The sequence below is a fragment of the Xenophilus azovorans DSM 13620 genome, from assembly GCF_000745855.1.
GTDB classification, from domain to species: Bacteria; Pseudomonadota; Gammaproteobacteria; order Burkholderiales; family Burkholderiaceae_C; genus Xenophilus; species Xenophilus azovorans.
In genome coordinates this window covers 63144-89705 of sequence record NZ_JQKD01000026.1, presented here as the reverse complement: position 1 = coordinate 89705, position 26562 = coordinate 63144, and the positions used below count along the sequence as shown (strand labels likewise).

At 71.2% G+C, this 26562-nt stretch carries 25 protein-coding genes and 1 pseudogene; 18 read left to right on the top strand and 8 right to left on the bottom strand.

The features are described 5' to 3' along the window. A partial coding sequence (locus tag Q392_RS32020) for an integrase core domain-containing protein (protein ID WP_157008023.1) occupies positions 1-292 on the top strand: 292 nt, incomplete at its 5' end. A gap of 39 nt (positions 293-331) precedes the next feature. Here the strand turns inward: Q392_RS32020 and Q392_RS15910 are convergent. From Q392_RS15910 to Q392_RS15900, 3 genes and pseudogenes are all read right to left on the bottom strand, one after another. Then, positions 332-1102 (bottom strand): annotated as a pseudogene (locus tag Q392_RS15910) (TIM44-like domain-containing protein); the annotation flags it as partial. Positions 1103-1135: 33 nt separating this feature from the next. Continuing rightward, entirely contained in the window at positions 1136-1867 is a 732-nt protein-coding gene (ubiE, locus tag Q392_RS15905) for a bifunctional demethylmenaquinone methyltransferase/2-methoxy-6-polyprenyl-1,4-benzoquinol methylase UbiE (RefSeq protein WP_038209753.1), read from the bottom strand. A 10-nt stretch (positions 1868-1877) separates the two neighbouring features. Next, entirely contained in the window at positions 1878-2291 is a 414-nt protein-coding gene (locus Q392_RS15900) for a gamma-butyrobetaine hydroxylase family protein (RefSeq protein WP_038209750.1), read from the bottom strand. A 113-nt stretch (positions 2292-2404) separates the two neighbouring features. Here Q392_RS15900 and Q392_RS15895 point away from each other — a divergent pair, with 113 nt between their 5' ends. Then, positions 2405-3139, top strand: coding sequence for a hypothetical protein (locus Q392_RS15895; protein WP_038209749.1), 735 nt, complete (start codon positions 2405-2407; stop codon positions 3137-3139). 18 nt (positions 3140-3157) lie between these two features. On the opposite strand, the gene Q392_RS15890 is transcribed toward Q392_RS15895, so the two are convergent. The 3 genes from Q392_RS15890 to Q392_RS15880 all read right to left on the bottom strand — a co-directional run bounded on the left by Q392_RS15890 (position 3158) and on the right by Q392_RS15880 (position 8526). After that, entirely contained in the window at positions 3158-3607 is a 450-nt protein-coding gene (locus tag Q392_RS15890; RefSeq protein ID WP_038209747.1) for an HIT family protein, read from the bottom strand. Further along, complete coding sequence (locus tag Q392_RS15885; protein WP_038209746.1) at positions 3604-7473, bottom strand: DUF3683 domain-containing protein; 3870 nt, start codon at positions 7471-7473, stop codon at positions 3604-3606. The genes Q392_RS15890 and Q392_RS15885 overlap by 4 nt, the downstream gene beginning before the upstream one ends. Positions 7474-7578: 105 nt before the next feature. Beyond that, on the bottom strand, positions 7579-8526 hold the full coding sequence (locus tag Q392_RS15880; RefSeq protein WP_038209745.1) for a LysR substrate-binding domain-containing protein: 948 nt from the start codon (positions 8524-8526) through the stop codon (positions 7579-7581). 74 nt (positions 8527-8600) lie between these two features. On the opposite strand from Q392_RS15880, the gene Q392_RS15875 reads away from it, so the two are divergent. Then, positions 8601-9854 (top strand): MFS transporter, encoded by a 1254-nt coding sequence (locus Q392_RS15875; protein WP_084217099.1) that lies wholly within the window; start codon positions 8601-8603, stop codon positions 9852-9854. Continuing rightward, positions 9851-9976 (top strand): hypothetical protein, encoded by a 126-nt coding sequence (locus tag Q392_RS34055; protein ID WP_281173417.1) that lies wholly within the window; start codon positions 9851-9853, stop codon positions 9974-9976. The genes Q392_RS15875 and Q392_RS34055 overlap by 4 nt, the downstream gene beginning before the upstream one ends. Before the next feature lie 20 nt (positions 9977-9996). On the opposite strand, the gene serA is transcribed toward Q392_RS34055, so the two are convergent. Then, positions 9997-11229 carry a phosphoglycerate dehydrogenase gene (serA, locus tag Q392_RS15870; protein WP_038209742.1) on the bottom strand — a complete coding sequence of 411 codons (1233 nt, stop codon included), beginning with the start codon at positions 11227-11229 and terminating at the stop codon, positions 9997-9999. A 217-nt stretch (positions 11230-11446) separates the two neighbouring features. Here serA and ugpB point away from each other — a divergent pair, with 217 nt between their 5' ends. The 6 genes from ugpB (at position 11447) to Q392_RS15840 (ending at position 18909) form a co-directional block, all read left to right on the top strand. Further along, positions 11447-12757: a sn-glycerol-3-phosphate ABC transporter substrate-binding protein UgpB gene (ugpB, locus tag Q392_RS15865; protein ID WP_038209740.1), complete on the top strand. Its 1311-nt coding sequence runs from the start codon at positions 11447-11449 to the stop codon at positions 12755-12757. A gap of 139 nt (positions 12758-12896) precedes the next feature. Further along, positions 12897-13778 carry a sn-glycerol-3-phosphate ABC transporter permease UgpA gene (gene ugpA, locus Q392_RS15860; protein ID WP_038209737.1) on the top strand — a complete coding sequence of 294 codons (882 nt, stop codon included), beginning with the start codon at positions 12897-12899 and terminating at the stop codon, positions 13776-13778. 33 nt (positions 13779-13811) lie between these two features. After that, positions 13812-14660, top strand: a complete 849-nt coding sequence (gene ugpE / locus Q392_RS15855) for a sn-glycerol-3-phosphate ABC transporter permease UgpE (protein WP_038209734.1) — start codon at positions 13812-13814, stop codon at positions 14658-14660. A gap of 25 nt (positions 14661-14685) precedes the next feature. Then, a complete protein-coding gene (gene ugpC / locus Q392_RS15850; RefSeq protein WP_038209731.1) occupies positions 14686-15696 on the top strand; it encodes a sn-glycerol-3-phosphate ABC transporter ATP-binding protein UgpC in 1011 nt (336 codons plus the stop codon). Then, complete coding sequence (gene ugpQ / locus Q392_RS15845; RefSeq protein WP_038209728.1) at positions 15693-16442, top strand: glycerophosphodiester phosphodiesterase; 750 nt, start codon at positions 15693-15695, stop codon at positions 16440-16442. The genes ugpC and ugpQ overlap by 4 nt, the downstream gene beginning before the upstream one ends. Before the next feature lie 49 nt (positions 16443-16491). Then, positions 16492-18909 carry a DUF3772 domain-containing protein gene (locus Q392_RS15840; RefSeq protein WP_157008021.1) on the top strand — a complete coding sequence of 806 codons (2418 nt, stop codon included), beginning with the start codon at positions 16492-16494 and terminating at the stop codon, positions 18907-18909. A gap of 21 nt (positions 18910-18930) precedes the next feature. On the opposite strand, the gene Q392_RS15835 is transcribed toward Q392_RS15840, so the two are convergent. Continuing rightward, positions 18931-19209, bottom strand: a complete 279-nt coding sequence (locus Q392_RS15835; RefSeq protein ID WP_038209719.1) for a hypothetical protein — start codon at positions 19207-19209, stop codon at positions 18931-18933. 92 nt (positions 19210-19301) lie between these two features. On the opposite strand from Q392_RS15835, the gene hemA reads away from it, so the two are divergent. From hemA to paeA, 8 genes are all read left to right on the top strand, one after another. Then, the gene (gene hemA, locus Q392_RS15830) at positions 19302-20573 is read left to right on the top strand and encodes a glutamyl-tRNA reductase (RefSeq protein ID WP_038209715.1); all 1272 of its coding nucleotides are present in this window, start codon (positions 19302-19304) and stop codon (positions 20571-20573) included. 92 nt (positions 20574-20665) lie between these two features. Further along, positions 20666-21748, top strand: coding sequence for a peptide chain release factor 1 (prfA, locus tag Q392_RS15825; RefSeq protein ID WP_038209713.1), 1083 nt, complete (start codon positions 20666-20668; stop codon positions 21746-21748). Next, entirely contained in the window at positions 21745-22596 is an 852-nt protein-coding gene (gene prmC, locus Q392_RS15820; RefSeq protein ID WP_038209711.1) for a peptide chain release factor N(5)-glutamine methyltransferase, read from the top strand. The genes prfA and prmC overlap by 4 nt, the downstream gene beginning before the upstream one ends. Further along, a complete protein-coding gene (locus Q392_RS31345; RefSeq protein ID WP_157008019.1) occupies positions 22593-23063 on the top strand; it encodes a hypothetical protein in 471 nt (156 codons plus the stop codon). The genes prmC and Q392_RS31345 overlap by 4 nt, the downstream gene beginning before the upstream one ends. Before the next feature lie 85 nt (positions 23064-23148). After that, a complete protein-coding gene (gene grxD, locus Q392_RS15810; protein ID WP_038209710.1) occupies positions 23149-23472 on the top strand; it encodes a Grx4 family monothiol glutaredoxin in 324 nt (107 codons plus the stop codon). Positions 23473-23482: 10 nt separating this feature from the next. After that, positions 23483-23980, top strand: a complete 498-nt coding sequence (locus Q392_RS15805; protein WP_038209707.1) for a cupin domain-containing protein — start codon at positions 23483-23485, stop codon at positions 23978-23980. Between the two features lie 136 nt (positions 23981-24116). Beyond that, positions 24117-25115 carry an AAA family ATPase gene (locus Q392_RS15800; RefSeq protein ID WP_038209706.1) on the top strand — a complete coding sequence of 333 codons (999 nt, stop codon included), beginning with the start codon at positions 24117-24119 and terminating at the stop codon, positions 25113-25115. 73 nt (positions 25116-25188) lie between these two features. After that, positions 25189-26499, top strand: coding sequence for a polyamine export protein PaeA (gene paeA, locus Q392_RS15795; protein ID WP_038209704.1), 1311 nt, complete (start codon positions 25189-25191; stop codon positions 26497-26499). Positions 26500-26562 lie beyond the last annotated feature (63 nt).

Sequence of the window (26562 nt, the reverse complement as noted above, 5' to 3'; positions counted from 1 at the left end):
CCAGTATTGCAGCCACGAGGTCCAGGAGGCTATGAAGGGCTGGGGCATGCGGTCATCGATGAGCAGGAAGGGCAACTGTTGGGATAACGCTCCAACGGAAAGCTTCTGGGGACGGTTGAAAACGGCCAGCGTGCATGGCCACAAATTCGCCACCCGTGAGCAGGCCAGGCAGGCGGTGATGGACTGGATGGCTTTCTACAATCACCGCAGGCTGCATTCGTCGCTGGGCTACCTCAGCCCGATGCAGTATGAGCAGCGCTGGTACGAGGCACAGCGCAAAAAGGCCGCGTGAATCGTGGGTTAAGAACTACACGGAACAGGGGCAAGGTCACTCCTCGACCATGCCGTCGGTCATCATCGAGCGCAGGGTGCGCACGTCGGCGCGGTCCCAGGCGTCCTGCAGGGTCACGAAGTTGCGCTTGGCGGCGGCCAGGAAACCGTCGGCGTCGAAGCCGGCCGGCACGCCCCAGCCCTGCGCGCCCGACAACGCCGAGCCGATGGACACGCCGCCGCCGCTGCCGCCCAGCGCCGTGCCGGACGAGGCCGGCGCGCTGCCGTCGAAGGCCGCGCCCTGGTGCTCCCAGGGGCGGGCCGACGCGTCGTTGCCGACGTTGCGCGGGCTGTACTGCCGCGGCAGGCGTGCGCCGGCCGGGCCGCCGGCGCCCTGCATCGCCAGGTTGCCGCGAGCGGCGAACATGCGCCACAGGGCCAGGCCGGCCATCGCCAGCAGGGCGATCAGCAGGATGTTGGCGAAGGCCGGGCCCAGGCCCAGCGCGTTGGCCAGCCAGGCCAGGCCCAGGCCGGCGGCGATGCCGCCGAGGATGCCGGCCCACGGACGCTTGGCCGCCTGCGCGGCGCCGGCCGCGGCCGCGCCGGGGCGTGCAGCCGCATTGCTGGCGGCGCTGTTCGTGGCGCCGCTGCCGGGCGCGGCGTTCTGCGCCGGCGCCGCCGGCGTGTTCGGCGTGGCGGCCTCACGCTGCGTCACGTTGTTCGACTGGCGGCCGAAGGACTTGCCGCCGCCGATGCGCCGCGCATCGGCGTCCAGGCTCACCAGCGTCACCGATGCACACACGAGCAGCACGGCCCAGATATTTCGCTTCATCGTTCGTCTCCTCTGACGGATCTGATCATGGCTTCAACACTTGATTCCAACATGAAGCGCGACGATTCCCCCCGTCAAATTGTGATAGTCCACATGTCCGAAACCGCCCTCCCGCATGAGGGTCTTGAGTTCCTCCTGGCCCGGATGCATCCGGATCGACTCGGCCAGGTAGCGGTAGCTGTCGGCATCGCCCGCGATGGCCTGGCCCAGCCGCGGCAGGATGTTGAAGGAGTACCAGTCGTAGGCCTTGCGCAGCGGCTGGGCCACGCGGGAGAACTCCAGCACCAGCAGCTTGCCGCGGGGCCGCAGCACGCGGTTCATCTCCTTGAGCGCCGCGTCCTTGTGCGTCATGTTGCGCAGGCCGAAGGCCACCGTGACGACGTCGAAATGGTGGTCGGCGAAGGGCAGCTTCTCGGCGTCGCACACCACGGTGGGCAGCACCACGCCGGCGTCGAGCAGGCGGTCGCGGCCGGTGCGCAGCATGGCCTCGTTGATGTCCGTGTGCACCACCTGGCCGCTGGCGCCCACCTTCTTCGCGAAGGCCAGCGCCAGGTCGCCGGTGCCGCCGGCGATGTCGAGCACCTTCGAGCCCTCGCGCACGTTGGCGACCATGACGGTGTAGGCCTTCCATGCGCGGTGCAGGCCCATCGACATGAGGTCGTTCATCAGGTCGTAGCGCGGGGCGACCGAATCGAACACGCCGCGCACGCGGCGCGCCTTGTCGTTCTCGTCGACGGATTCGAAGCCGAAGTGGGTGGTGCTCATGGAGGCAATGTTAGTTGTGGCCGCAGCCGTGGCCCGCCTTGGACGGCATCGGCGCATCGCGGTCGATGCCCGCTTCGGCCAGGCGGCGCGCGTAGGCGGCCCAGAGTTCGTCCTGCTTCGCGCCGAGTTCGTACAGCAGGTCCCACGAATAGATGCCGCTCTCGTGCCCGTCGCTGAAGACCGGCTGCACCGCGTAGTTGCCCACCGGCTGCAGGTCGACGATCTGCACTTCGCGCTTGCCCGTCTGCAGCACCTCCTGGCCGGGCCCGTGGCCCTGCACCTCGGCCGAGGGCGAGTACACGCGCATCAGCTCGAAGGGGATGCGGAACACGGCGCCGTCGGAAAAGCCCACCTCCAGCACGCGCGAGGCGCCGTGCAGGGTGATGGACACGGGGGTCGGGGTCTCGGGTCGCAGGCCAGCCATGGGATCTCGGCGTCGAAGCGGAAAGTGCGCGGGCTGCGCAGTATGCCGCGCCCGCGAAGACCTTCATGCGCATGCGGCCCGGGCCGGCGCGGCTGCGTTCCTATGATCACCGGATGCCCGCTTCCCGACGCACGCCCCGGTTCTCCGCGCTGCCTGCCTGTGCGCTCGTCACCGCCCTGGCGCTGGCGCCCCAGCCCGGCCACGCGCTCTGGGGCGCGCTGGCGAAGATCGGCAAGGCAGCCGGCGGCGCCGGCAAGGCGGCGGGCACCGCGGGCAAGGGCGCGGCGGTGGGCGTGGCCGGCGGAGAAGGCGCGGCCGAACTGGCCGGCCGCGGCGCGGCCTCGGCCGCCGGCGGGCTGGCCGACGACGCGGCGCGCACCGGCCTGAAGGCCGGCGGCGAGCTGAGCGCGGTCAACGCTGCCCTGCCGCCCGAGGTGGCGGCCTACCTCGCGCGGCCGGCCAGGGAGCTGACCCCGAAGGACACCTCGGCCATGATGGACGCCTACCGACGGATGGTCGAGCGCGCCGGCCGCACCGGCGATTTCACCGCGGTGGAGCGCATCGGCACGGGTCCGGGGCCCGGCCGCGTGCTGGACCCGGCACCGCCCGCACGGGCCGGCGCGGCTGCAGCACCGGCGGCACCGTCATCCGCAGGCACCCTGCCCTTCGAGGCCGTGCGCCTGCTGGCCCACGCCGCCAGCGCCGGCCATCGCGGCGCCCGCCAGGAACTCGAGAAGGTCTGCACGCCCGGCACGCCGGAAGCGAACCGGTTCCGCATCCAGTTGCGCCAGGACACGGCCTTCAGGCAACTGTGCGCCGACCGGCCGCAGCGCGCGGCCACGCGCTGAGCCTGGCGCCCGGCACGCTCAGGCCGCGTCCAGCGCCTTCAGCTTCGCCGTGATGGCCGCATCCACCGCCGGCAGCTTCAGCAGCAGTTCGGCCTCGTGGGCGGTGCTGCGGTCCTGCCGGGCGCCGGCCCACACCGGGCCGGGGAAGTGGCTGTCCCAGTCGAAGCGGGCGATGACGTGCCAGTGCAGGTGCGGCACCTGGTTGCCCAGCGCCGCCAGGTTGACCTTGGTGGGCGCCAGCACGTCGCGCAGGGCCTCCTCGACCGCCGCGACGGCCGCCATGCACTGCGCGCGCTCGGCCCCCGAGAGGTCGGAGAACTCGGCCACGTGGTCCGACCACACGACGCGGTAGAAGGCCGGGAAGCCCGCCTCCTCGGCCTGGATCACCCGGAAGGCCGGCGACTCGTACACCACGCGCCCGCCGGCGCCCTCGCACAGCGAGCATGTGGTCGTGAAGTGGTTCGTCATACGAGCACCCTTTCGATGCCACCCTGGTTGGCGACCTCGACGTAGCGGGGCATCCAGTCTTCGCCGAGGATCTGGCGGGCCATCTCGACCACGATGTAGTCGGCTTCGAGCAGGCCGTTGCTCAGGTCGTTGCCGTAGCGCGAGAGGCCCTGCAGGCAGCTCGGGCAGCTCGTCAGGATCTTCACGTTGCCCTTCTCGCCGACGGCACCCTGGGCCTTGAGCGCCGCCTCGCCCTTCCTCAACTCCTCCTCCTTGCGGAAGCGGATCTGCGTCGAGATGTCGGGCCGCGTCACGCCCAGCGTGCCCGACTCGCCGCAGCAGCGCTCGCTCTTGAGCACGCGCTCGCCGACCAGCGCCTTGACGGTCTTCATCGGGTCCTGCTGCTTGAGCGGCGTGTGGCAGGGGTCGTGGTAGAGGTAGGCAGCCGCGTTGGCCTCCAGGCGGATGCCCTTTTCCAGCAGGTACTCGTGGATGTCCACGATGCGGCAGCCGGGGAAGATCTTGTCGAACTGGTAGCCCTGGAGCTGGTCGTAGCAGGTGCCGCAGCTGACCACCACCGTCTTGATGTCCAGGTAGTTCAGCGTGTTGGCCACGCGGTGGAACAGCACCCGGTTGTCGGTGATCATCTGCTCGGCCTTGTCGAACTGGCCGCCGCCGCGCTGCGGGTAGCCGCAGCACAGGTAGCCGGGCGGCAGCACCGTCTGCACGCCCGCATGCCAGAGCATCGCCTGCGTCGCCAGGCCGACCTGCGAGAACAGCCGCTCCGAGCCGCAGCCGGGGAAGTAGAAGACCGCCTCGGTCTCGGCCGTGGTGGCCTTCGGATTGCGGATGATCGGGACGTAGTCGGCGTCCTCGATGTCCAGCAGCGCTCGCGCGGTGCGCTTGGGCAGGCCGCCGGGCATCTTCTTGTTGATGAAGTGGATGACCTGTTCCTTGAGCGGCGCGGGGCCGAGCGTGGCCGGCGGATGGGCGGTCTGCTTCCTCGCCGCCGCGCGCAGCAGGTCGCTGGCCAGGCGCTGGGCCTTGAAGCCCACCCCCACCATGCCGGCGCGCACCGCCTTGATGGTGGCCGGGTTGGTCGCGTTGAGGAAGAACATCGCCGCCGCGTTGCCGGGCCGGAAGCTCTTCTGCCCCATCTTGCGCAGCAGGTTGCGCATGTTCATCGACACGTCGCCGAAGTCGATCTTCACCGGGCAGGGCGTGAGGCACTTGTGGCACACCGTGCAGTGGTCGGCCACGTCCTCGAACTCCTCCCAGTGCTTGATGCTGATGCCGCGGCGCGTCTGCTCCTCGTACAGGAAGGCCTCCACCAGCAGCGAGGTGGCGAGGATCTTGTTGCGCGGGGAATACAGCAGGTTGGCGCGCGGCACGTGGGTGGCGCACACCGGCTTGCACTTGCCGCAGCGCAGGCAGTCCTTGACCGAGTCGGCGATGGCGCCGATGTCGCTCTGCTGCATGATCAGCGACTCATGCCCCATCAGGCCGAAGCTGGGCGTGTAGGCGCTGGTCAGGTCCGCGTGCAGCGGATGGGAGCCGTCGCGCAGCAGCTTGCCCCTGTTGAAGCGGCCTTCCGGATCGACCTGCTGCTTGTAGCGCGCGAAGGGCGCCAGCTCCGCGTCGCTCAGGAACTCCAGCTTGGTGATGCCGATGCCGTGCTCGCCGGAGATCACGCCGTCGAGGCTGCGCGCCAGCGTCATGATGCGCGCCACCGCCTCGTGCGCGGTCTGCAGCATCTCGTAGTCGTCGCTGTTGACGGGGATGTTGGTGTGCACGTTGCCGTCGCCGGCGTGCATGTGCAGCGCCACCCACACGCGGCCCTTGAGCACGCGCTTGTGGATGACGTCGCACTCGGCCAGGATGAGGGCGAACTCGCCGCCCGAGAAGATGCGCGCCAGCGGCGCCTTCAGCTCGGTCTTCCAGCTCGCGCGCAGCTCGTGGCTCTGCAGCCGCGGGAAGAGTGCGTCCGCGTCGCCCAGCCAGCTCGCCCAGCGCGAGCGCACCTCGCGCACCAGGGCGATGGCCTGCTGCACGCGGCCTTCGAGCAGCTCGGCCGCCGGGATCTCGTGCGCGTCGTCGCTCTTGCCCAGCGGCAGGCTGCCGCGCGAGAGGAACGCCTCCAGCTCGTGCGCCAGGCGGATCTTGTTGCGCAGGGAGAGCTCGATGTTGATGCGCTCGATGCCGTCGGTGTACTCGGCCATACGCGGCAGCGGGATCACCACGTCCTCGTTGATCTTGAAGGCGTTGGTGTGGCGGCTGATGGCCGCCGTGCGCTTGCGGTCGAGCCAGAACTTCTTGCGCGCCTCGGGGCTGATGGCGATGAAACCCTCGCCCGAGCGCGAGTTGGCGATGCGCACCACTTCCGACGTGACACGCGCCACCGCGTCGGCGTCGTCGCCGGCGATGTCGCCGAACAGCACCATCTTGGGCAGGCCGCCGTGCTTCTTGCTCTTGGTGGCGTAGCCCACCGCCTTGAGGTAGCGGTCGTCCAGGTGTTCGAGGCCGGCCAGGAGCACGCCGCTGCGCTTCTGCTCGGCGAACATGAACTCCTTGATCTCGACGATGCTGGGCACCGCGTCCTTGGCGTGGCCGAAGAACTCCAGACACACGGTGCGGGTGTGCGCCGGCATGCGGTGCACCACCCAGCGGCAGCTCGTGATCAGGCCGTCGCAGCCCTCCTTCTGCACGCCGGGCAGGCCGGAGAGGAACTTGTCCGTGACGTCCTTGCCCAGCCCTTCCTTGCGGAAGGTGCGGCCGGGGATCGTGAGCCGTTCGCCGCGCAGCTTCGTCTTGCCGTCCGCGGCGAAGTACGTCAGCTCGAAATCGGCGCTCTCGGCGTCGTGGATCTTGCCCAGGTTGTGGCCGATGCGCGTGACCTCCAGCCACTCGGCCTGCGGCGTGACCATGCGCCAGGAAGCGAGGTTGTCCAGCGCCGTGCCCCACAGCACGGCCTTCTTGCCCCCCGCGTTCATCGCCACGTTGCCGCCCACGCAGGAGGCCTCGGCCGAGGTCGGGTCGACCGCGAAGACGTAGCCCGCGCGCTCGGCCGCGTCGGCCACGCGCTGGGTGACGACGCCGGCCTCGGTCCAGATGGTCGGCACCTGACGGCCCTCCAGGCCGGGCAGCTCGACCATCTCCACCTCGGTCATCGCCTCCAGCTTCTCGGTGTTGATGACCGCGCTCTTCCACGTCAGCGGGATGGCGCCGCCGGTGTAGCCGGTACCGCCGCCGCGCGGGATGATGGTCAGGCCCAGCTCGAAGCAGCCGGCCACCAGCTTCGCCATCTCGGCCTCGGTGTCGGGCGTGAGCACGACGAAGGGGTACTCCACCCGCCAGTCGGTGGCGTCGGTGACGTGCGACACGCGCGACAGGCCGTCGAACTTGATGTTGTCCCTGGCGGTCAGGCGCCCCAGCACCTTGCGTGCCTGGCGGCGCAGCGCGGCGATCTCGTCGAAGGAGCGGCCGAAGGCCTCCACCGCGGCCTGGGCCAGGGCGCACAGCTCGCCCACCAGCGCGTCGCGCTGCGGGTCGTCCTGTGGCGTGCGGCGCTTCTGCACCTCGGCCAGCCGGTGGCGCAGGGCCTCGACAAGCTGCCCGCGGCGGCGCGGGTTGTCCAGCAGGTCGTCGATCAGGTAGGGGTTGCGCTGCACCACCCAGATGTCGCCCAGCACCTCGTACAGCATGCGGGCAGAACGGCCGGTGCGGCGCTCCTGGCGCAGGCTCTGCAGCAGTTCCCAGCCCCGGCCGCCCAGCAGGCGGATGACGATCTCGCGGTCGGAGAAGCTGGTGTAGTTGTACGGAATCTCGCGCAGGCGCGCCGGCTCGGCGGCCTGCGACAGCAACGCGGTCAGCGCGGTCGGGGCATTCATCGGGGGAGGCGCCACGGCGGGGCGCAACGCGCCCTCCAACCGGGGGAGGGATTTTATTCGCGGCCCGCCGTTCGCGGGGCTGCGGGGATACTTGCCCGCGACAGGTCAGCGCGGCGCATCGTCGGCCAGCGCCCGCTGCAGCCAGTCGCAGAAGGCGCGCACCTCGGGGCGCGCCGCGCGCTGCGGGGCCACCAGCAGGCGGTAGAACGGCCCGTCCACCGCATGCGCCGGCAGCACCACCGCCAGTTCGCCGCCGCGCAGCCGGGGCAGCACCAGCGGCGTCAGCCCGATGGCCACGCCCATGCCCTGCGCGCAGGCGCGCAGCAGGTCGTCGTACTGCGAGAAGTGGAAGCGCGGCTGCGCCGCCGAGGGCGCCAGGCCCAGCCGCTCGTGCCAGCGCGCCCATGACAACTGGGCGAAGCGCTCGCCGGGCAGGCTGAAGACCAGCAGCGTCTGGCCCGCCAGGTCGGCCGCCGTGCGCACCCGCGCCGCCACCTCGGGGGCGGCCACGAGCATGGCGCGCTGGCGCAGCAGCGGCCGGGCGGCATCGGCGTCGGACGGCAGGTCTTCCGCGCGGGTGAGGCGGATCGCGACGTCCACGTCGGCCCGCTCCAGCGGCAGGTTCTGCTGCGAGCTGTCGACGTGCACGTCCACCTCCGGGTGCAGCGACTGGAAGCCGGCCAGCCGGGGCACCAGCCAGAGGCTCGCGAAGGAAGGCGAGGTGGTCACCGCCAGGCGTGCACGGACCGCGCCGTCGGCGCGCTGCAGCCGGGCCACCGTCGAGGCCAGCCTTCCCAGCGCATCGCCCACGCCTTCGAGCAGCAGCGCCCCGGCGCCGGTCAGGCGCAGGCCGCGGGCGCCGCGCACGAACAGGTCCTGCCGCAGCGCCTCCTCCAGCGCCTTGACCTGCTTGCTCACCGCCGACTGGGTGAGGCTCAGCTCCTCCGCCGCGGCGGTGAAGCTCAGGTGCCTGGCCGCGCTCTCGAAGCCGCGCAGCGCGTCGAGCGAGAGGTTGCGCAGCAGGGTGGCGGCCGGGTCGGGTTGCAGGGTCATGCGGCAGAGGAATGGCAGGCCTTCCGATTTCTCCGGCCACGCAGCGGCGGCGCTTCCCAGAATCGGCAGGACCCATGAAGACCCCGCATCATCCCGCCCCCGAAAGGCCGAGCGCAAGCCGCGCCGCCGCGATCGCCGTCGCCTGCGCCGGCCTCATCCTGTTCCTCAGCCTGGGGCAGCGCCACGCCTTCGGCCTGTACGTGCTGCCGGTGAGCGCCGCCTTCGGCTGGGACCGGGCGACCTTCTCCCTGGCCATCGCGCTGCAGAACCTGGTGTGGGGCCTGGCGCAGCCCTTCAGCGGCATGCTGGCCGACCAGTACGGGCCGCGCCGCGTGCTGGCCGGCGGGGCGCTGCTGTACGTGGCCGGGCTGGCGCTGATGCCCTGGTCGCACACCGGCTGGGCCTTCGCCGCCACGGCGGGGCTGCTGGTGGGCCTGGGCCTGAGCGGCACCGGCTTCGGCATCGTGTACGGCGCTGCCGGCCAGGCGGTGAGCGACGCGCAGCGCCCGCGCGCGCTGGGGCTGGTCGGCGCGCTGGGCGGCGCGGGGCAGTTCGTGATGCTGCCGCTGAACCAGGGGCTGATCGACGCGCTGGGCTGGGCCGCCGCGCTGCTGGCGGCCTCGGTGCTCGCCGCCGCCATGCTGCCGCTGGCCGTGGGTGCCGGCCGCACCCGTGCGCCGTCGCCGGGCCGGGACGCACCGGCGCCGGCGGCCGCCGCGCCGACGCTGCGCACGGCGCTGCGTGGCGCCTTCGCCGACCGCGACTTCTGGCTGGTGGCGCTGGGCTTCCTGTCCTGCGGCTTCCACCTGGCCTTCATCGCCACGCACCTGCCCGCCTTCCTGGCCGGCCGGGGCCTGAATGCCCAGGTGGCGGCCACGGCGCTCGGGCTGGTGGCGCTGGCCAACATCGCGGGCACCTACCTGTTCGGCGCCTGGAGCGCGCGCTGGCCGCGCAAGTGGCTGCTGACGGCCCTGTACGCCGGGCGCACGGTGGTCATCGCGCTTTTCGCCAGCCTGCCCGTCTCGGCCGCGTCGGTGTACACCTTTGCCCTGGCGATGGGCTTCCTGTGGCTGGGCACGGTGCCGCTGACCACCAGCCTGCTGGCGCAGCTGTTCGGCCAGCGCTACGCGACCACGCTGTTCGGCTTCGTGTTCCTGTCGCACCAGATCGGCAGCTTCCTGGGCGTGTGGCTGGGCGGGCTGGTGTTCGATGCCACGGGCAGCTACGGCCTGGTGTGGGGGCTGGCCTGCGCGCTGGGGGTGGTGTCGGCACTGGCGCACCTGCCCGTGCGGGAGACCCGCGCGGCAACCGGAGCGCAGCCCGCATGAGGCGCCGGCTGGCCCCGGCGCTGCTGGCTGCGTGCGCCGCCGCGCTCGTGCTGCGCAGCTACATGGGGGCCGACCTGGCGGTGGCGCTGCAGGCCGCCGCCTGGCTGTGCGGCGGGCGCTGACGGACGCCCGGCCGGCCCGGCTAGAACAGCACCCAGCTGCGGATCGTCCCCGGCACCTGCGTCAGCTTCTCCAGCGCCGCCTCGGAGGAGCCGGCGTCGATGTCGGTCACCACGTAGCCCACCTTCTCGTTGGTCTGCAGGTACTGCGCCGAGATGTTGATGCCGGTCTCGGCGAACACGCCGTTGACGGCCGACAGCACGCCCGGCACGTTGCGGTGCACGTGCAGCAGGCGGTGCTTGCCGGGGTGGGCCGGCAGTGCCACCTCGGGGAAGTTGACGCTGCTGGTGGTGGTGCCGTTGTCGCTGTACTTGACCAGCTTCTCGGCCACCTCCACGCCGATGTTGGCCTGCGCCTCCATCGTCGAGCCGCCGATGTGCGGCGTGAGGATCACGTTGTCCAGCCCGCGCAGGGGCGAGACGAATTCGTCCTTGTTGCTCTTGGGCTCGACCGGGAACACATCGACCGCCGCGCCCAGCAGCTTCTTCGCCCGGATGGCGGCTGCCAGCGGCTCGATCTCCACCACTGTGCCGCGCGAGGCGTTGATGAGGATGGCGCCCGGCTTCATGGCCGCGATCTGCGCCTCGCCGATCATCCACTGCGTCGAGGGCAGCTGCGGCACGTGCAGGCTCACGATGTCGGCCGTGCCCAGCAGCTCGTTCAGGCTGCGCACCTGCTGCGCGTTGCCCAGCGGCAGCCTGGTCACCACGTCGTAGAAGACCACGTGCATGCCCAGCGCCTCGGCCAGCACCGACAGCTGCGCGCCGATGGAGCCGTATCCGACGATGCCCAGCGTCTTGCCGCGGATCTCGAAGGCGTTCTCGGCGCTCTTGAGCCAGCCGCCGCGGTGGGCCACGGCGTTCTTCTCGGGTACGCCGCGCAGCAGCAGGATGGCCTCGGCCAGCACCAGCTCGGCCACCGAGCGGGTGTTGGAGTACGGCGCGTTGAACACCGCCACGCCGTGCTCGAGCGCCGCGCCCAGGTCGATCTGGTTGGTGCCGATGCAGAAGGCGCCCACCGCCACCAGCCTGCGGGCCGCCGCGAAGATCTCGGGCGTGAGCTGCGTGCGCGAGCGGATGCCCAGGAAATGCACGTCGGCCACCCGGGCCTTGAGCTCCTCTGCGTCGAGCGCACCCGAGAGCACCTCGACCTGGCTGTAGCCCGCCGCCCGGATGAGCTCCACGCCGGAAGGATGGATGCCCTCCAGCAGCAGGAACTTGATCTTGCTCTTGTCCAGGGAGGTCTTGGTCGTCATGGCGCGGCGGGTGGTGGGAAGGGTCGGAAAAAAGGGCCTGCAGCCTAGCATGCTGCACCGCAGCACACTGGCAGTGCGGTCTTGCGCGGGCCGTTGCCGGAAAAGGGTTTCCCCGCTACGCGGCCGGCCGCGTGCCGTGCGACAAACGATCGCCGCCGCGCTGTCACGAAAAGGCCATAGCATGCGCGGCTTTGTTATTTCCAGCAGGAGTTTTTGCATGCGATTCAACATGCTTGCCGGCGCCGCTGCGCTGGCTGCCGCCTTCGCCGTCCCGGCCCAGGCACAGACCGAGATCCAGTGGTGGCACTCGATGAGCGGCCCGCTCGGCGAATGGGTCGGCGACCTCGCCAAGCAGTTCAACGAGAGCCAGAAGGACTACAAGGTAGTACCTACTTACAAGGGCGGCTACGACGAGTCGATGACCGCGGCCATCGCCGCCTTCCGCGCCGGCAATGCGCCGGACATCCTGCAGGTCTTCGAGGTCGGCACCGCCACCATGATGGCCTCCAAGGGCGCCATCAAGCCGGTGGCCGAGGTGATGAAGCAGGGCGGCGTCAAGTTCGACCAGAACGCCTACGTGCCCGCCGTGGCCGGCTACTACACGGCGCCCAACGGCCAGATGCTGAGCTACCCGCTCAACAGCTCGACCACCATCTTCTACTACAACAAGGACGCCTTCAAGGCCGCCGGCCTCGATCCCGACAAGGCGCCCACCACCTGGCCCGAAGTGTTCGCCGCGGCCGACAAGCTCAAGGCCTCGGGCCACAAGTGCCCCTTCACCACCAGCTGGATGAGCTGGACGCAGCTGGAGAGCTTCTCGGCCTGGCACAACACCCTGTTCGCCACCGAGAACAACGGCTTCGGCGGCACCAAGACGCGGCTGATCTTCAACTCGCCGCTGCAGCTCAAGCACTTCGAGAACCTGGCGAAGATGGCCAAGGACGGCACCTTCGTCTACAAGGGCCGCGGCAATGCCGCCGACGCCTCCTTCCCCTCCGGCGAGTGCGCGATGATGACCGGCTCCTCGGGCCTGTACGCGCGCGTGTCCAAGGACGCCAAGTTCGCCTACGGCATCTCCACGCTGCCCTACTACCCCGACGTGAAGGGCGCGCCGCAGAACACCGTGATCGGCGGCGCCAGCCTGTGGGTGATGTCCGGCAAGCCGGCCGACCACTACAAGGGCGTGGCGCAGTTCTTCGACTTCCTGTCCGACGCCAAGGTGCAGTCCGAGAGCCACAAGCGCACCGGCTACCTGCCCATCACCATGGCCGCCTACAAGCTGACGGAGGAGTCGGGCTTCTACAAGGAGAAGCCGGGCACCGACGTGGCCGTGACGCAGATGATCCGCAAGACCACCGACAAGTCGCGCGGCATCCGCCTGGGCAACTTCGTGCAGATCCGCACCATCATCGACGAGGAGACGGAGCAGATCTGGTCCGGCAAGGCCACGCCCAAGCAGGCGCTGGACGCGGCCGTCAAGCGCGGCAACGAACAGCTCGAACGCTTCCAGAAGGCGAACAAGGGCTGAAAGCCCTTGTTCGCCTGCGGCGGCACTGGAGCACCCCCTCCCTGCCCTCCCCCGCCAGGCGGGGGAGGGAGTGCGTCGTCGCAGTAGACTCGCACGCCCGCAAAGATGCCGCGCGGGCGTTTTCGTTTCCAGAGGCTTCATGGAAAAACGCGTTCTCTTCCGATCCGCCTGGCTGCCCTGGCTGCTGATCGCACCGCAGATGGCGGTGATCCTGGTCTTCTTCTTCTGGCCCGCCAGCCAGGCCATCCTGCAGTCGGTGCAGGCCGAGGATGCCTTCGGCACCTCCACCACCTTCGTCGGCCTGGACAACTTCCAGACGCTGTTCGAAGACCCGGCCTACATCGACTCGTTCAAGATCACGGCCATCTTCTCGGTGCTGGTCGCGGTCAGCGGCATCGCGCTGTCGATGGTGCTGGCCGTCTTCGCAGACCGCATCCTGCGCGGTGCCCTGTTCTACAAGACCTTCCTGATCATCCCGTACGCCGTGGCGCCGGCCATCGCGGGGGTGCTGTGGATCTTCATGTTCTCGCCCAGCATCGGCGTGGTGACCTACTGGCTGCGCCAGACGGGCTTCGACTGGAACCACCTGCTCAACTCCGGCCAGGCGCTCACGCTGATCGTGGTGGCGGCCGTGTGGAAGCAGATCTCCTACAACTTCCTGTTCTTCCTGGCCGGCCTGCAGTCCATTCCCAAGGCGCTGATCGAGGCCGCCGCCATCGACGGCGCCGGGCCGCTGCGGCGCTTCTTCAGCATCCAGTTCCCGCTGCTGTCGCCCACCACCTTCTTCCTTCTGGTGATGAACGTGGTCTACGCCTTCTTCGACACCTTCGCCATCGTGCACGCCACGACCGAGGGCGGCCCGGGCCGCGACACCGCGATCCTGGTCTACAAGGTGTGGCACGACGGCTTCCGGGCGCTGGACCTGGGCGGCTCGGCCGCGCAGTCGGTGGTGCTGATGGTCATCGTCATCGCGCTCACGGTGATCCAGTTCCGCTATGTCGAAAAGAAGGTCCAGTACTGATGCCCCGCCCCACCCTCGCCCGGAGGCTCGCCCATGGTTGAACGCCGCCCCGGCCTGACTTTCGTTTCGCACCTGGTGCTTATCCTGGGCATCCTGCTGATCGCCTTCCCGATCTACCTGGCCTTCGTCGCCTCCACCCACACGCGCGACGAGATCCTGCGCGTGCCCATGCCGCTGGTGCCGGGCGCCCACATGGTCGAGAACTACACCGCCGCGCTGACCGGCGCCGACACCCAGGGCGCGCGCGTGGTGGTCGGCCGCATGATGTGGATCAGCTTCGTCACCGCGATGGTGATCGCGGTCGGCAAGATCGCCATCTCGCTGCTGTCGGCCTTCGCCATCGTCTACTTCCGCTTCCCGTTCAAGAAGATCGTGTTCTGGCTGATCTTCGTGACGCTGATGCTGCCGGTGGAGGTGCGCATCCTGCCCACCTACAAGGTGCTGGCCGACCTGAACATGCTCAACACCTACGCGGGCCTGACGATCCCGCTGATCGCCTCGGCCACCGCCACCTTCCTGTTCCGGCAGTTCTTCCTGTCGGTGCCGGACGAGCTGGTGGAGGCGGCGCGCATCGACGGCGCGGGCCCCATGCGCTTCTTCAAGGACGTGCTGGTGCCGCTGTCGCAGACCTCGATCGCGGCGCTGTTCGTGATCCAGTTCATCTACGGCTGGAACCAGTACCTGTGGCCGCTGCTGGCCACCACCAGCGAGGACATGTACCCGGTGGTGATCGGCATCAAGCGCATGATCGCCTCGGGCGACGCGGCGGTGGACTGGAACCTGGTGATGGCCACCGCCATCCTGGCGCTGGTGCCTCCAGCCATCGTGGTGGTGCTGATGCAGCGCTGGTTCGTCAAGGGCCTGGTGGACACCGAGAAGTAAACGCGAGAACACAAGAGCACACAGCATGTCCGGCATTTCGTTTCGCAACGTCATCAAGCGCTACGGCAAGGGCGCGAAGGCCAACCAGGTCATCCACGGCGTCTCCGCGGAGATCAAGGACGGCGAATTCGTCGTCATCGTCGGCCCCTCGGGCTGCGGCAAGTCCACGCTGCTGCGCATGGTCGCCGGCCTGGAGGAAATCTCCGCCGGCGAGATCGCCATCGGCAGCCGCGTGGTCAACGACGTGGAACCCGCGCAGCGCGACATCGCGATGGTGTTCCAGAACTACGCGCTCTACCCGCACATGAGCAACTACGACAACATGGCGTACGGGCTCAAGATCCAGGGCGTGCCCAAGGCCGAGATCAAGGCGCGGGTGGACAAGGCGGCCAAGATCCTGGAGCTGTCGCACCTGCTGGAGCGCAAGCCGCGCGAACTCTCGGGCGGCCAGCGCCAGCGCGTGGCCATGGGCCGCGCCATCGTGCGCCAGCCGCAAGTGTTCCTGTTCGACGAGCCGCTGTCCAACCTGGACGCCAAGCTGCGCGCCCAGACCCGCCTGGAGATCCAGAAGCTGCACCGCGAGCTGGGCATCACCTCGCTGTTCGTCACGCACGACCAGGTGGAGGCGATGACGCTGGCCCAGCGCATCATCGTGATGAACGCCGGCGTGATGGACCAGTTCGGCACGCCCGAGGAGGTCTACAACCGGCCCGCCACCACCTTCGTCGCCAGCTTCATCGGCTCGCCGCCGATGAACCTGCTCAAGGCGGCGCCCGGCGTGCGCAGCGGGCAGATCCTGGGCATCCGGCCCGAGCACATCGTGGTGGGCGAGGCCGACGGCTGGAGCGTGAACGTGGAGCAGGTCGAGCTGCTGGGCGCGGAGCGCCTGGTCTACGGCCGCATCGGCGACGAGCAGATCATCGCCCGCGTCGACGAGGGCCAGTTCGCGCCCAAGGTCGGCGACACGGTGCGCATGTCGGCACGCAAGGACAAGCTGCACTGGTTCGACGCCGGCTCCGGCAAGCGGGCGGAATGAGCCACCCGCTGCCCTCCTGGCCCTACCCCCGCTGGATCGCCCACCGCGGCGCCGGGCGGCTCGCGCCCGAGAACACGCTCGCCGCCTTCCGCCTGGGCGCGGAGCACGGCTACCGCATGTTCGAGTGCGATGCCAAGCTCAGCCGCGACGGCATCGTGTTCCTGATGCACGACGCGGCGCTGGACCGCACCACCGACGGCACCGGCATCGGCGGCGAGCAGCCCTGGTCCGAGCTGTCGCAGCGCGACGCCGGCGGCTGGCACTCGCGCCGCTACGCCGGCGAGCCGCTGCCCACGCTGGCCGCGCTGGCGCGCTTCTGCCTGGCCAACGGCCACCTGCTGAACATCGAGATCAAGCCCACCCCCGGCACCGAGCGCGAGACCGGCGCCGCGGTGGCGCGCGAGGCCGGGCATCTGTGGGCCGGCGCGCCGGTGCCGCCGCTGCTCACCTCCTTCAAGCCCGACGCGCTGGCCACGGCCCGGGAGGTCGCCCCGCATCTGCCGCGCGGCCTGCTGCTCGACACGCTGCGCGAAAGCTGGCTCGACGAGGCGAAGTCGCTGGGCTGCGCGGCCGTGGTATGCAACCACGCCCTGTGGGACGCCGCCAGCGTCGGCGCCGCCCGCGCCGCCGGCCTGCGGCAACTGAGCTACACGGTCAACGACGAATGGGCCGCCCGGCGCCTGATCGACCTGGGCACCGACGGCATCATCACCGACCGGGTAGATCTCTTCGCGCCCCAGGACTGACGCGCCGGCGCGACCGGGCCGCCGCGCCCGCTTTTCTATGATGGGCCGCATGAGCTGGAATACCCGCCTCGGCGCCGCCCTGGCGCTCGTGCTCGCCGTGCTGCTGCACGCCGGGCCGGGCGCCCTGCCCGCGCACGCCCAGAGCCAGGCGCCCGCCGCGGAGGCGGCGCCGGACGTCGCCGAGCTGCGCGCCCAGCTCGACCGCCTGCCGACCTCGGCCGACACCGGCGAGGAGGCGCGCCGCCTGGTGCGGGAGGTCGACGCCATCGCCACCGGCGCGCAGAAGTTCGTCGCCCAGCGCACCGGCCGCCTGAACGACCTCAACGCGCGCCTGGGCGAGCTGGGCAACCCGCCGGCCGCCGGCGTCGGCGAAGACCCGGACATCACCCGCCAGCGGGCCGCCCTCACGCGCGAGCGCAACTCGGTGGACGCCGACATCCGCCTGGCCAAGCTGGTGATGGTCGATGCCCAGCAGCGCGCCAACGAACTGCTGGCCCGGCGGCGGCAGGACTTCGAGGCGCAGCTGACGGAACGCGCCGCCTCGCCGCTGACGCAGGAGTTCTGGGCCGACATCGCCGAGGCCCGGCCGCAGGACCTGCGCCGCCTGCAGCCGCTGGCCGACGAGCTGCAGGCCGCAGCCGCCGTCGCCGGCCAGGACGAGCACCGCGCCCCGGTGCTGTGGGCGCTGCTGCTGGCGGCGCTGACCGTCACCCTGGGCAACGTGCTGGTCGAGCGCGGCCTGGTGGCGCTGGCCCAGCGGGTGCTGCCGGGCGGGCGGCTGCGGCGCTCGCTGCTGGTGATCGCCGTCGTCACGGCCAACCTGCTGGTGGTGGCGCTGGCCTTCCGCGGGCTGCTGGCCGTCTTCGAGGCGCACGACATGATGGGCGAGCTGACGCGCAAGCTGGCCCGCCTGGCGCAGGGCGCGCTGCTGTTCATCACCTTCGTCGTCAGCCTGGGGCGGGCGCTGCTGGCCAACGCGCGGCCTTCCTGGCGGCTGCCGCCGATCGCCGACCCGATGGCGCGCCGGCTGCGCGCCTTTCCGGCGCTGACGGCCCTGGTCGGCGTGCTGGTGTGGGTGCCGACGCAGATCAACGCCCTGGTGGACGCCAGCTACGCCGCCGTGGTGGCCACGCACGTGGCCGCCGCGCTGGCGCTGAGCGCGCTGATCGCCGCCATGCTGATGCGCCTGCGCCCGCCGCGCGGCGGGCCCGCTGCGGACGGCGACGCCCAGGCCGCCGCCGCGGCCCGGCCGCTGTGGGTGGGCACCCTGCGCGCGCTGGTGGCGCTGGCGCTGGTGGCCATCGTCGTGCTGGTGGGGCTGGGCTACGTCGCGCTGGCCAGCACCATCGCCAGCCAGCTGACCTGGACCGGCATCGTCGCCTGCGCGTTCTACGTGCTGTTCAAGTTCGCCGACGACCTGTGCATGGCGCTGCTGGGCTCGCGCAGCGCCTCGGGGCAGCGGCTGGCGGGCGGCTTCGGCTTCTCGGCCTCCACGCTGGACCAGGCGGCGGTGCTGCTCTCGGGCCTGCTGCGGCTGGCCCTGTTCTTCTACATGGTGGTGACGCTGGTGGCGCCGCTGGGCACCGGGCCTGGCGAGGTCGTGCAGCGCAGCAGCCAATTGGGCACCGGGCTGAAGGTGGGCGAGTTCGAGATCGTGCCGGCCGCGCTGCTGAGCGCGGTGTCGGTGCTGGTGGTCGGCTTCGTCGCGCTGCGGGTGCTGCGCCACTGGCTGCAGCAGCACTACTTCCCCACCACCTCGCTGGAGCCGGGCATGCGCAGCTCCATCGCCACGCTGCTGGGCTACGTGGGCGGCATCGTGGTGGTGGCCTTCGCGCTGTCGGCCCTGGGCATCGGCGTCAACCGCATCGCCTGGATCGCCAGCGCGCTGTCGGTGGGCATCGGCTTCGGGCTGCAGGCGATCGTGCAGAACTTCATCTCGGGGCTGATCCTGCTGGCCGAACGGCCGGTGAAGGTGGGCGACTGGGTGGTGCTGGGCACGACCGAGGGCGACGTCAAGCGCATCAACGTGCGCGCCACCGAGATCCAGCTGGGCGACCGCTCCACGCTGATCGTGCCCAACTCGGAGTTCATCACCAAGACCGTGCGCAACATGACGCTGGCCAACGCCGAGGGCCGCGTGCTGATCCGCCTGCCCATGCCGCTGACCAGCGACGCGCAGCGGGTGCGCGAGCTGATGCTGGCGGCCTGCCAGGCCCACCCGGCCGTGCTGGCCGCGCCCGCGCCCTCGCTCACGCTGGAGGGCATCGAGAACGGGCAGCTGATCTTCCAGGCGATCGCCTACGTCGCCAGCCCGCGGCAGGCGGGCGGCGTGCGCAGCGACCTGCTGTTCTCGATCCTGGATGCGCTGCGGCAGGCCGATTTGCCGCTGGCCGCGCCCACCCTGACCATGGCAGTGCCGCCGCCGCCGGCCGCGCCGGCACCTGCACCCGCGCCTCCGGGCGGATGAGCCGGAGGCCGGCGCACCGGATCAGCGCCGCCAGCCGCGGATGAGCCACCACTGCACCGTGCCGCTCACCGCCACCAGCGCCGCATAGGTGCCGATGCGGCCGTCGCGGCCGGTCAGCGCCAGCCCCGCCAGCAGGACCACGGTGCCGGCGGCGAAGGTGATCGCCACCTGCGTGGCCAGCCCGGGCGCGCCCGCGCCCCGCTTCATGAACAGCCGGGCCGCCAGCGCCAGCACCAGCGCCACCGCCAGGGCGGGCAGCGCGAAATTCAGCAGGTGATTGAGCAGGGCCAGGAAGGTCATGGGGCAATGTGCCCAGGCCGATCGCCGTGATAGCCGGGGTCTTGCTGCGGCGCGCGGCGCGATAGCGAGTGCAAATTTTATAATCGGGGCCCATGGCAGTCTGGGCCCTCGGCTTGAACCACACGACCGCGCCGCTCGATCTGCGCGGTCGTTTCGCGTTCGCCCTCGACCAGATCGCCCCCACGCTGCAGAGCCTGCGCCGCACCGTGGGCAGCCAGGGCCACCCGCCGGTGGAGGCCGCCATCCTCTCCACCTGCAACCGCACCGAGATCTACTGCGCGGCCGAACACCCGGCGCTGGAGCACACCGTCGGCTGGCTGGCCGAGAGCGGCGGCGTCTCGCCGGCCCTGCTGCGCTCGCACGCCTACACCCTGTCGGACGACCAGGCCGCGCGCCATGCCTTCCGCGTCGCCGCCGGGCTGGACTCGATGGTGCTGGGCGAGGCCCAGATCCTCGGCCAGATGAAGGACGCGGTGCGCGCTGCCGAGACGGCCGGCGCGCTGGGCACCACGCTCAACCAGCTCTTCCAGCGCAGCTTCGCCGTCGCCAAGGAGGTGCGCACCACCACCGAGATCGGCGCCCACTCCATCAGCATGGCCGCCGCCGCCGTGCGCCTGGCCAGCCAGCTCTTCGAAGACCTGCGCGAGACCCGCGTGCTGTTCGTCGGCGCCGGCGAGATGATCGACCTGGCGGTGACGCACTTCGCCGCCCGGGCGCCGAAGAAGATCGCCATCGCCAACCGCACGCTGGAGCGCGGCGAGAGCCTGGCCGGCCGCTTCGGCGGCGAGGCGATGCGCCTGGCCGACCTGCCCGGGCGCCTGGCCGAGTTCGACATCGTCATCAGCTGCACCGCCAGCACCCTGCCGCTGATCGGCCTGGGCGCGGTGGAGCGGGCGCTCAAGGCGCGCCGGCACCGGCCCATGTTCATGGTCGACCTGGCGGTGCCGCGCGACATCGAGCCGGAAGTGCGGCAGCTGGAAGACATCTACCTCTACACCGTGGACGACCTGGCCCACGTGGTGCGCCAGGGCGAGGCCAGCCGCCAGGCCGCGGTGGCGCAGGCCGAGACCATCATCGACGCCGGCGTGCGCAGCTTCATGCACTGGATGGACCAGCGCGCCAACGTGCCGCTGATCCAGCAGCTGCAGGCCCAGACCGACGAGTGGCGGCAGGCCGAGCTGGCGCGCGCCCGCAAGCTTCTGGCGCGCGGCGACGACGTCGATGCCGTGCTGGAAGCCCTCTCGCGCGGCCTGACGCAGAAGCTGCTGCACGGCGCCCTGGCCGAGCTGCATGCCGGCGACGCCGAAGCGCGCCAGCAGACCGCCGCCGCCGTCTCGCGCCTGTTCCTGCGCAAGGAACGTTAGCGGCGCCCTCGCGCGCAGCGGCCGCAGCATGCGGCCGCACAGCCTGGCAGCCGCACCGGCCTGCCCACCTTCCCCTTCTGGCCCGCCTCCCCTTGAAAGACTTCCTCCGCCACCAACTCGAACGCCAGGCCCAGCGCCTGGCGGAACTGGACTTCCTGCTCTCGCGCGAGGACGTCATGGGCGACATGGCCAAGTACCGGCCGCTGGCGAAGGAGCACGCCGAGGTGAGCGCCGTCGCCGGCCGCTGGGCGCGCTACCAGCAGCGCGAGGCCGACCTGGCCGCGGCCCAGGAGATGCTCGGCGACCCGGACATGGCCGAGATGGCGCGCGAGGAGATCGACGGCGCCGAGGCCGAGCTGGCGCAGCTGGAGGACGAGCTCCAGCGCCTGCTGCTGCCCAAGGACCCCGACGACGAGCGCAACGCCTTCGTCGAGATCCGCGCCGGCACCGGCGGCGACGAGTCGGCCCTGTTCGCCGGCGACCTGGCGCGCATGTACACCCGCTACGCCGCCGGCCGGGGCTGGAAGGTCGAGGTGATGAGCGCCAGCGAGAGCGAGATCGGCGGCTACAAGGAGCTGGTGCTGCGCGTGGAGGGCGACGGCGTGTACGGCCAACTGCGCTTCGAGTCCGGCGGCCACCGCGTGCAGCGCGTGCCGGCCACCGAGACGCAGGGCCGCATCCACACCAGCGCCGCCACCGTGGCCGTGATGCCCGAGCCCGACGAGGCCGAGGCCATCACCCTCAACCCGGCCGAGCTGCGCATCGACACCTTCCGCGCCAGCGGCGCCGGCGGCCAGCACATCAACAAGACCGACTCGGCCGTGCGCGTGGTGCACCTGCCGACCGGCATCGTCGCCGAGTGCCAGGACGGCCGCAGCCAGCACGCCAACAAGGCCCAGGCCCTGCGCGTGCTGCAGGCCCGCCTGCAGGAGAAGGAGCGCAGCGAGCGTGCCGCGAAAGAGGCCGCCACCCGCAAGGGCCTGATCGGCAGCGGCGACCGCAGCGACCGCATCCGCACCTACAACTTCCCGCAGGGGCGGCTCACCGACCACCGGATCAACCTGACGCTGTACAGGCTGGCGGCGATCATGGAAGGCGACCTGGCCGAGGTGGTGTCCGCCCTGCGCGCCGCGCGCGAGGCCGAGCAGCTGGCCGAGCTGGAGGCGTCGGCGTGACCCGCGGCGCCGCGCCGGCCGACCTGGCGCAGGCGCTGCAGGCCGCGCGCGCCCTGGGCCTGGACCGGCTCGACGCGCAGATGCTGCTGCTGCACGCCCTGGGCCGCCCGGCCGATGACCGCGCCTGGCTGCTCGCCCACGACCGCGACGCCCTGCCCGCGCCCGCCTGGGCCGCCTTCGGCGCCCTCGCCGCGCGCCGCGCCGCCGGCGAGCCGGTCGCCTATCTGCTCGGCGAAAAGGAATTCCGCGGCCTCGCGCTGGCGGTGGACCCGCGCGTGCTGGTGCCCCGCCCCGACACCGAGACGATCGTCGACTGGGCGCTGGAGTGCCTGGCCGGCCGCGCGGCACCGCGCGTGCTGGACCTGGGCACCGGCAGCGGCGCCATCGCCCTGGCCGTGCAGCAGGCCCGGCCCGAGGCGCGGGTGGAGGCGGTGGACGCCAGCGCGGACGCCCTGGCCGTGGCCCGCGCCAACGCCGCCCGGCTGGGCCTGCCGGTGCGCTTCCGGCAGGCCGACTGGCTGGCCGGCGCAGCGGCCGGCCACGACCTGATCGTGAGCAACCCGCCCTACATCGCCGAGGGCGACCCGCACCTGCCGGCGCTGCGCCACGAGCCCGCCTCGGCGCTGGTCAGCGGCGCGGACGGGCTGGACGACATCCGCCGCATCGTGGCCGGCGCGCCGGCGCATCTGGCCGATGGCAGCTGGCTGCTGCTGGAGCACGGCCACGACCAGGCCGGCGCGGTGCGCAGCCTGCTGGCCCGGGCCGGCTTCGCGCAGGTGCAGTCGCGCCGCGACCTGGCCGGTATCGAACGCTGCAGCGGCGGCCAGTGGGCGCCTTCTCCGGCATGAACGCCACGCCCGTCATCCTGGACCTGTCGCCCGACGACGCCACCCTGCGCTGGCGCGACGCGCAGGGCAAGGAGCAGGCGCGCGTGCTGCCCATCGGCCCCGACCGGCTGGCGCGGCAGCACCGCTTCGGCCGCCCTGCCAGCCCCCTGGCGCTGGAGGCGGCCATCGAGACGGTGGAGGACGCCGTGATGCCGCTGGCGGCCCGGCTGCCCCGCCCGGCCGACCTGTGGCTGGGCGCCGGCACCGGCGCGCTGGCGGCGGGCATCGGCGCCGCCGGCGACGTGCTGGACATCGACACCGTCGAAACCGCCTTCGCCCGCCTGGCCGACCTGGCGCTGGGCCGGCCCGCCGCACGGGCCGGCGTGCCCGACGACGCCGGCTTCGCCGCCGCGCTGCTGGTGCTGCGCGAGGCCATGCACCACCTGGGCCTGCGCAGCGCCCGCCTCGGCACCCCGCCGGCCGCCTGAAAACCCTGAACCCCCACCCCGCACACGGCCGGGCGGCCGATGAAATAATCCGCGCATCCCCAGCCTTTTGCCCCAGGAACACCCCATGAGCGACGTCCAGCAACGCATCGATGGCCTTGTCAAGAGCAGCGACATCCTGCTGTTCATGAAGGGCAGCGCCAGCTTCCCCATGTGCGGCTTCTCCGGCCGCGCGATCCAGATCCTGAAGGCCTGCGGCGTCGATCCCAAGGCCGTCACCACGGTCAACGTACTCGACGACCCCGAGATCCGCCAGGGCATCAAGGACTACAGCCAGTGGCCCACCATCCCGCAGCTGTACGTGCGCGGCGAGTTCATCGGCGGCTCGGACATCATGATGGAAATGTACGAGTCGGGCGAGCTGCAGCAGGTGCTGGCCCAGCCGGCCTGAACGCCGCGCCATGGCCCACGATCACCCGCACGATCACGGCCATGCCGAGCCGGCGTGGAAGCACGACGGGGTGCGCGTCATCCCCGGCGACCGGCTCGACACGAACACCGCCCAGACGCCCGGCATGAACCGGGCCGCCGCCATCAACTTCGCCCGCGTCGGCGCGCGCAAGCTGTGGGCCGGCACCGTCACCATCCACCCCGACGCCAAGACCGGCGCCCACCACCACGGGCACCTCGAATCGGTGATCTACGTGGTGCGCGGCAAGGCCCGCATGCGCTGGGGCGAGCACCTCGAATTCACCGCCGAGGCCGGCCCCGGCGACTTCATCTACGTGCCGCCCTACGTGCCGCACCAGGAGATCAACGCCAGCGCCACCGAGCCGCTGGAGTGCGTGCTGTGCCGCAGCGACGGCGAGGCGGTGGCCGTCAACATCGACATCGAGCCGGTGGAGAAGCCCGAGGCGGTGCTGTGGGTGGACCCCACCCATCCCACCGGCGGCGTCTGAGAGCCTGAGAGGCTTTCATCCGACGCGGCCTGTAGTCGCGGCGAGACAAGCGCTGTCAGCCGCGAAATCCTCCTCACCACGAAGGCGCGGGCACGGCTTATGCTGTGCGTCACGCGAGTTCGATTCGGAGGTGTCCATGGATTCCCGCAGTCTCGTTCCGGCCAGCGCGTCCTTCCAGTTGCCCGTGGCGCAGCTGCGCAGCGTCTACCAGACGCACGAGGTCGAGCGCAAGCTGGCCAAGCTGCCCGAACGCGAGCACGAGCACCTGCGCAGCACCTACGAACGCATGCTCGAACGCGGCCCCGAGCGCTTCCAGGTCAAGCCCAGCGGCGTGCCCGACATGGCCGCCCTCTACGACCAACTGCCCAACTTCACCGACGCGCTGGACGACGTGCGCCGCCACGTCGCGCTGGCGCAGGACTCGCAGGACGGGCTGGAGGTCACGCCGATGCTGCTGCTGGGCCCGCCGGGCATCGGCAAGACGCACTTCGCACGCAAGCTGGCCGAGCTGCTGGGCACCGGCATGCAGCTGGTGCCGATGAGTTCCATGACCGCCGGCTGGCTGCTCTCGGGCGCCAGCGCACAGTGGAAGGGCTCACGCCCCGGCAAGGTCTTCGAGGCGCTGGTCGACGGCCAGTACGCCAACCCGGTGATCGTGGTGGACGAGATCGACAAGGCCAGCGCCGACGCGCAGTACGACCCGCTGGGCGCGCTGTACTCGCTGCTGGAACACGACACCGCCCACAGCTTCGTCGACGAGTTCGCCGAGGTGGCGATCGACGCCAGCCAGGTCATCTGGATCACCACCGCCAACGACGAGCGCGCCGTACCCGAGCCGATCCTCAACCGCATGAACGTGTTCGAGATCGAGGCCCCCTCGCCCGAGCAGGCGCGGCGCATCGCGCGCAACCTGTACGCCTCGATCCGCGGCGAGCACGACTGGGGCCGCCAGTTCGCCGCCGAGCCGGCCGACGACCTGCTCGACGCGCTGGCCGCGCTGGCCCCGCGCGAGATGCGGCGCGCGCTGATGACCGGCTTCGGCAACGCCCGCCTGGACCGCCGCGAGCACGTGCAGGTGGACGACCTGCCGCGCAGCCCCGGCGCCGCGCGCGGGCGCATCGGCTTCGTGCAGTAGCGCGCCGGGGGCGGCCGAGCCGCTATCCTCTCGGGCGCCGCGGCCGGCCTTCCTCCGGCGGCCGGGCAGCCCGATGTCCCTCACCGAAAGCCTGCTCGTCATCGCCGCGCTGATCGCCGCCGGCGCCTTCTTCTCGCTGGCCGAGATCGCCCTGGCCGCCGCCCGGCGGCTGCGGCTGCGCCAGCTCGCCGACGAGGGCGACGCCCGGGCGCAGCAGGTGCTGGCGCTGCAGCAGCAGCCGGGCCACTACTTCACGGTGGTGCAGATCGGGGTGAACGCCATCGCCATCCTGGGCGGCGTGCTGGGCGAAGGGGCGCTGACGCCCTACTTCGCCGAGCTGTTCGCCCTGTGGTGGGAGCCCGCCACCGCGCAGCGGGCCGCCTTCGCCGCGTCCTTCGTCACCATCATCGCGGCCTTCCTGGTCTTCTCCGACCTGTTCCCCAAGCGCCTGGGCATGAACGACCCGGAGCGGCTGGCGATGCGCATCGTGCGCCCCATGCGCTGGCTGATCACGCTGCTGATGCCGCTGGCCTGGCTGTTCACCCGCTGCACCGACCAGCTCTTCCGCCTGCTGGGCCTGCCCGTCGAGCGCGAGGACAAGATCACCTCGGCCGACATCCTGGCGATGACCGAGGCCGGCGCCCAGGCCGGCGTGCTGGCGCTGCGCGAGCAGCAGGTGATCGCCAACGTGTTCGAGCTGGACACCCGCCTGGTCAGCAGCGTGATGACGCCGCGCGAGCGCGTGGTCTGGCTGCACCACGACGACACCGACGCCCTGCTGCGCGCGCGCATCCTGGCCGAGCCCTTCTCGGCCTACCCGGTGTGCGAGGGCGACATCGACCACGTGCTGGGCTACGTGGACGCCAAGGACATGTTCCAGCGCGTGCTGGGCGGCCAGCCGCTGGACCTAGCCAAGGGCCTGCCGCTGCACCGCGCGCTGGTGATCCCCGACCGGCTGACGCTGACCGAGGTGCTGGAGCAGTTCCGCCAGGCGCACGAGGACTTCGCCATCGTCGTCAACGAGTACAGCCTGGTGGTGGGCGTGATCACCCTCAACGACGTGATGAGCACCGTGATGGGCGACCTGGTGCCGGCCTCGGACGACGAGCCGCAGATCGTGCAGCGCGACGCCAACTCCTGGCTGGTCGACGGCGTCACGCCGATCCAGGACGTGCAGCGCGCGCTGGGCCTGGATGCCTTGCCGCATCCCGACGAATACGAGACGCTGGCCGGCTTCCTGATGGTGATGCTGCGCCGCGTGCCCAAGCGCACCGACCGTGTGCGCTGGGGCGGCTTCAGCTTCGAGGTGATGGACGTCGACGCGCACCGCATCGACCAGGTGATGGTCACGCGCGACCAGGGCTCGACGGCGGCCGAGCCTTGACCGGATTCGCGTTCAATCGACACACACCGTTCAGGCTGAGCTTGTCGAAGCCTCGCGCGACGC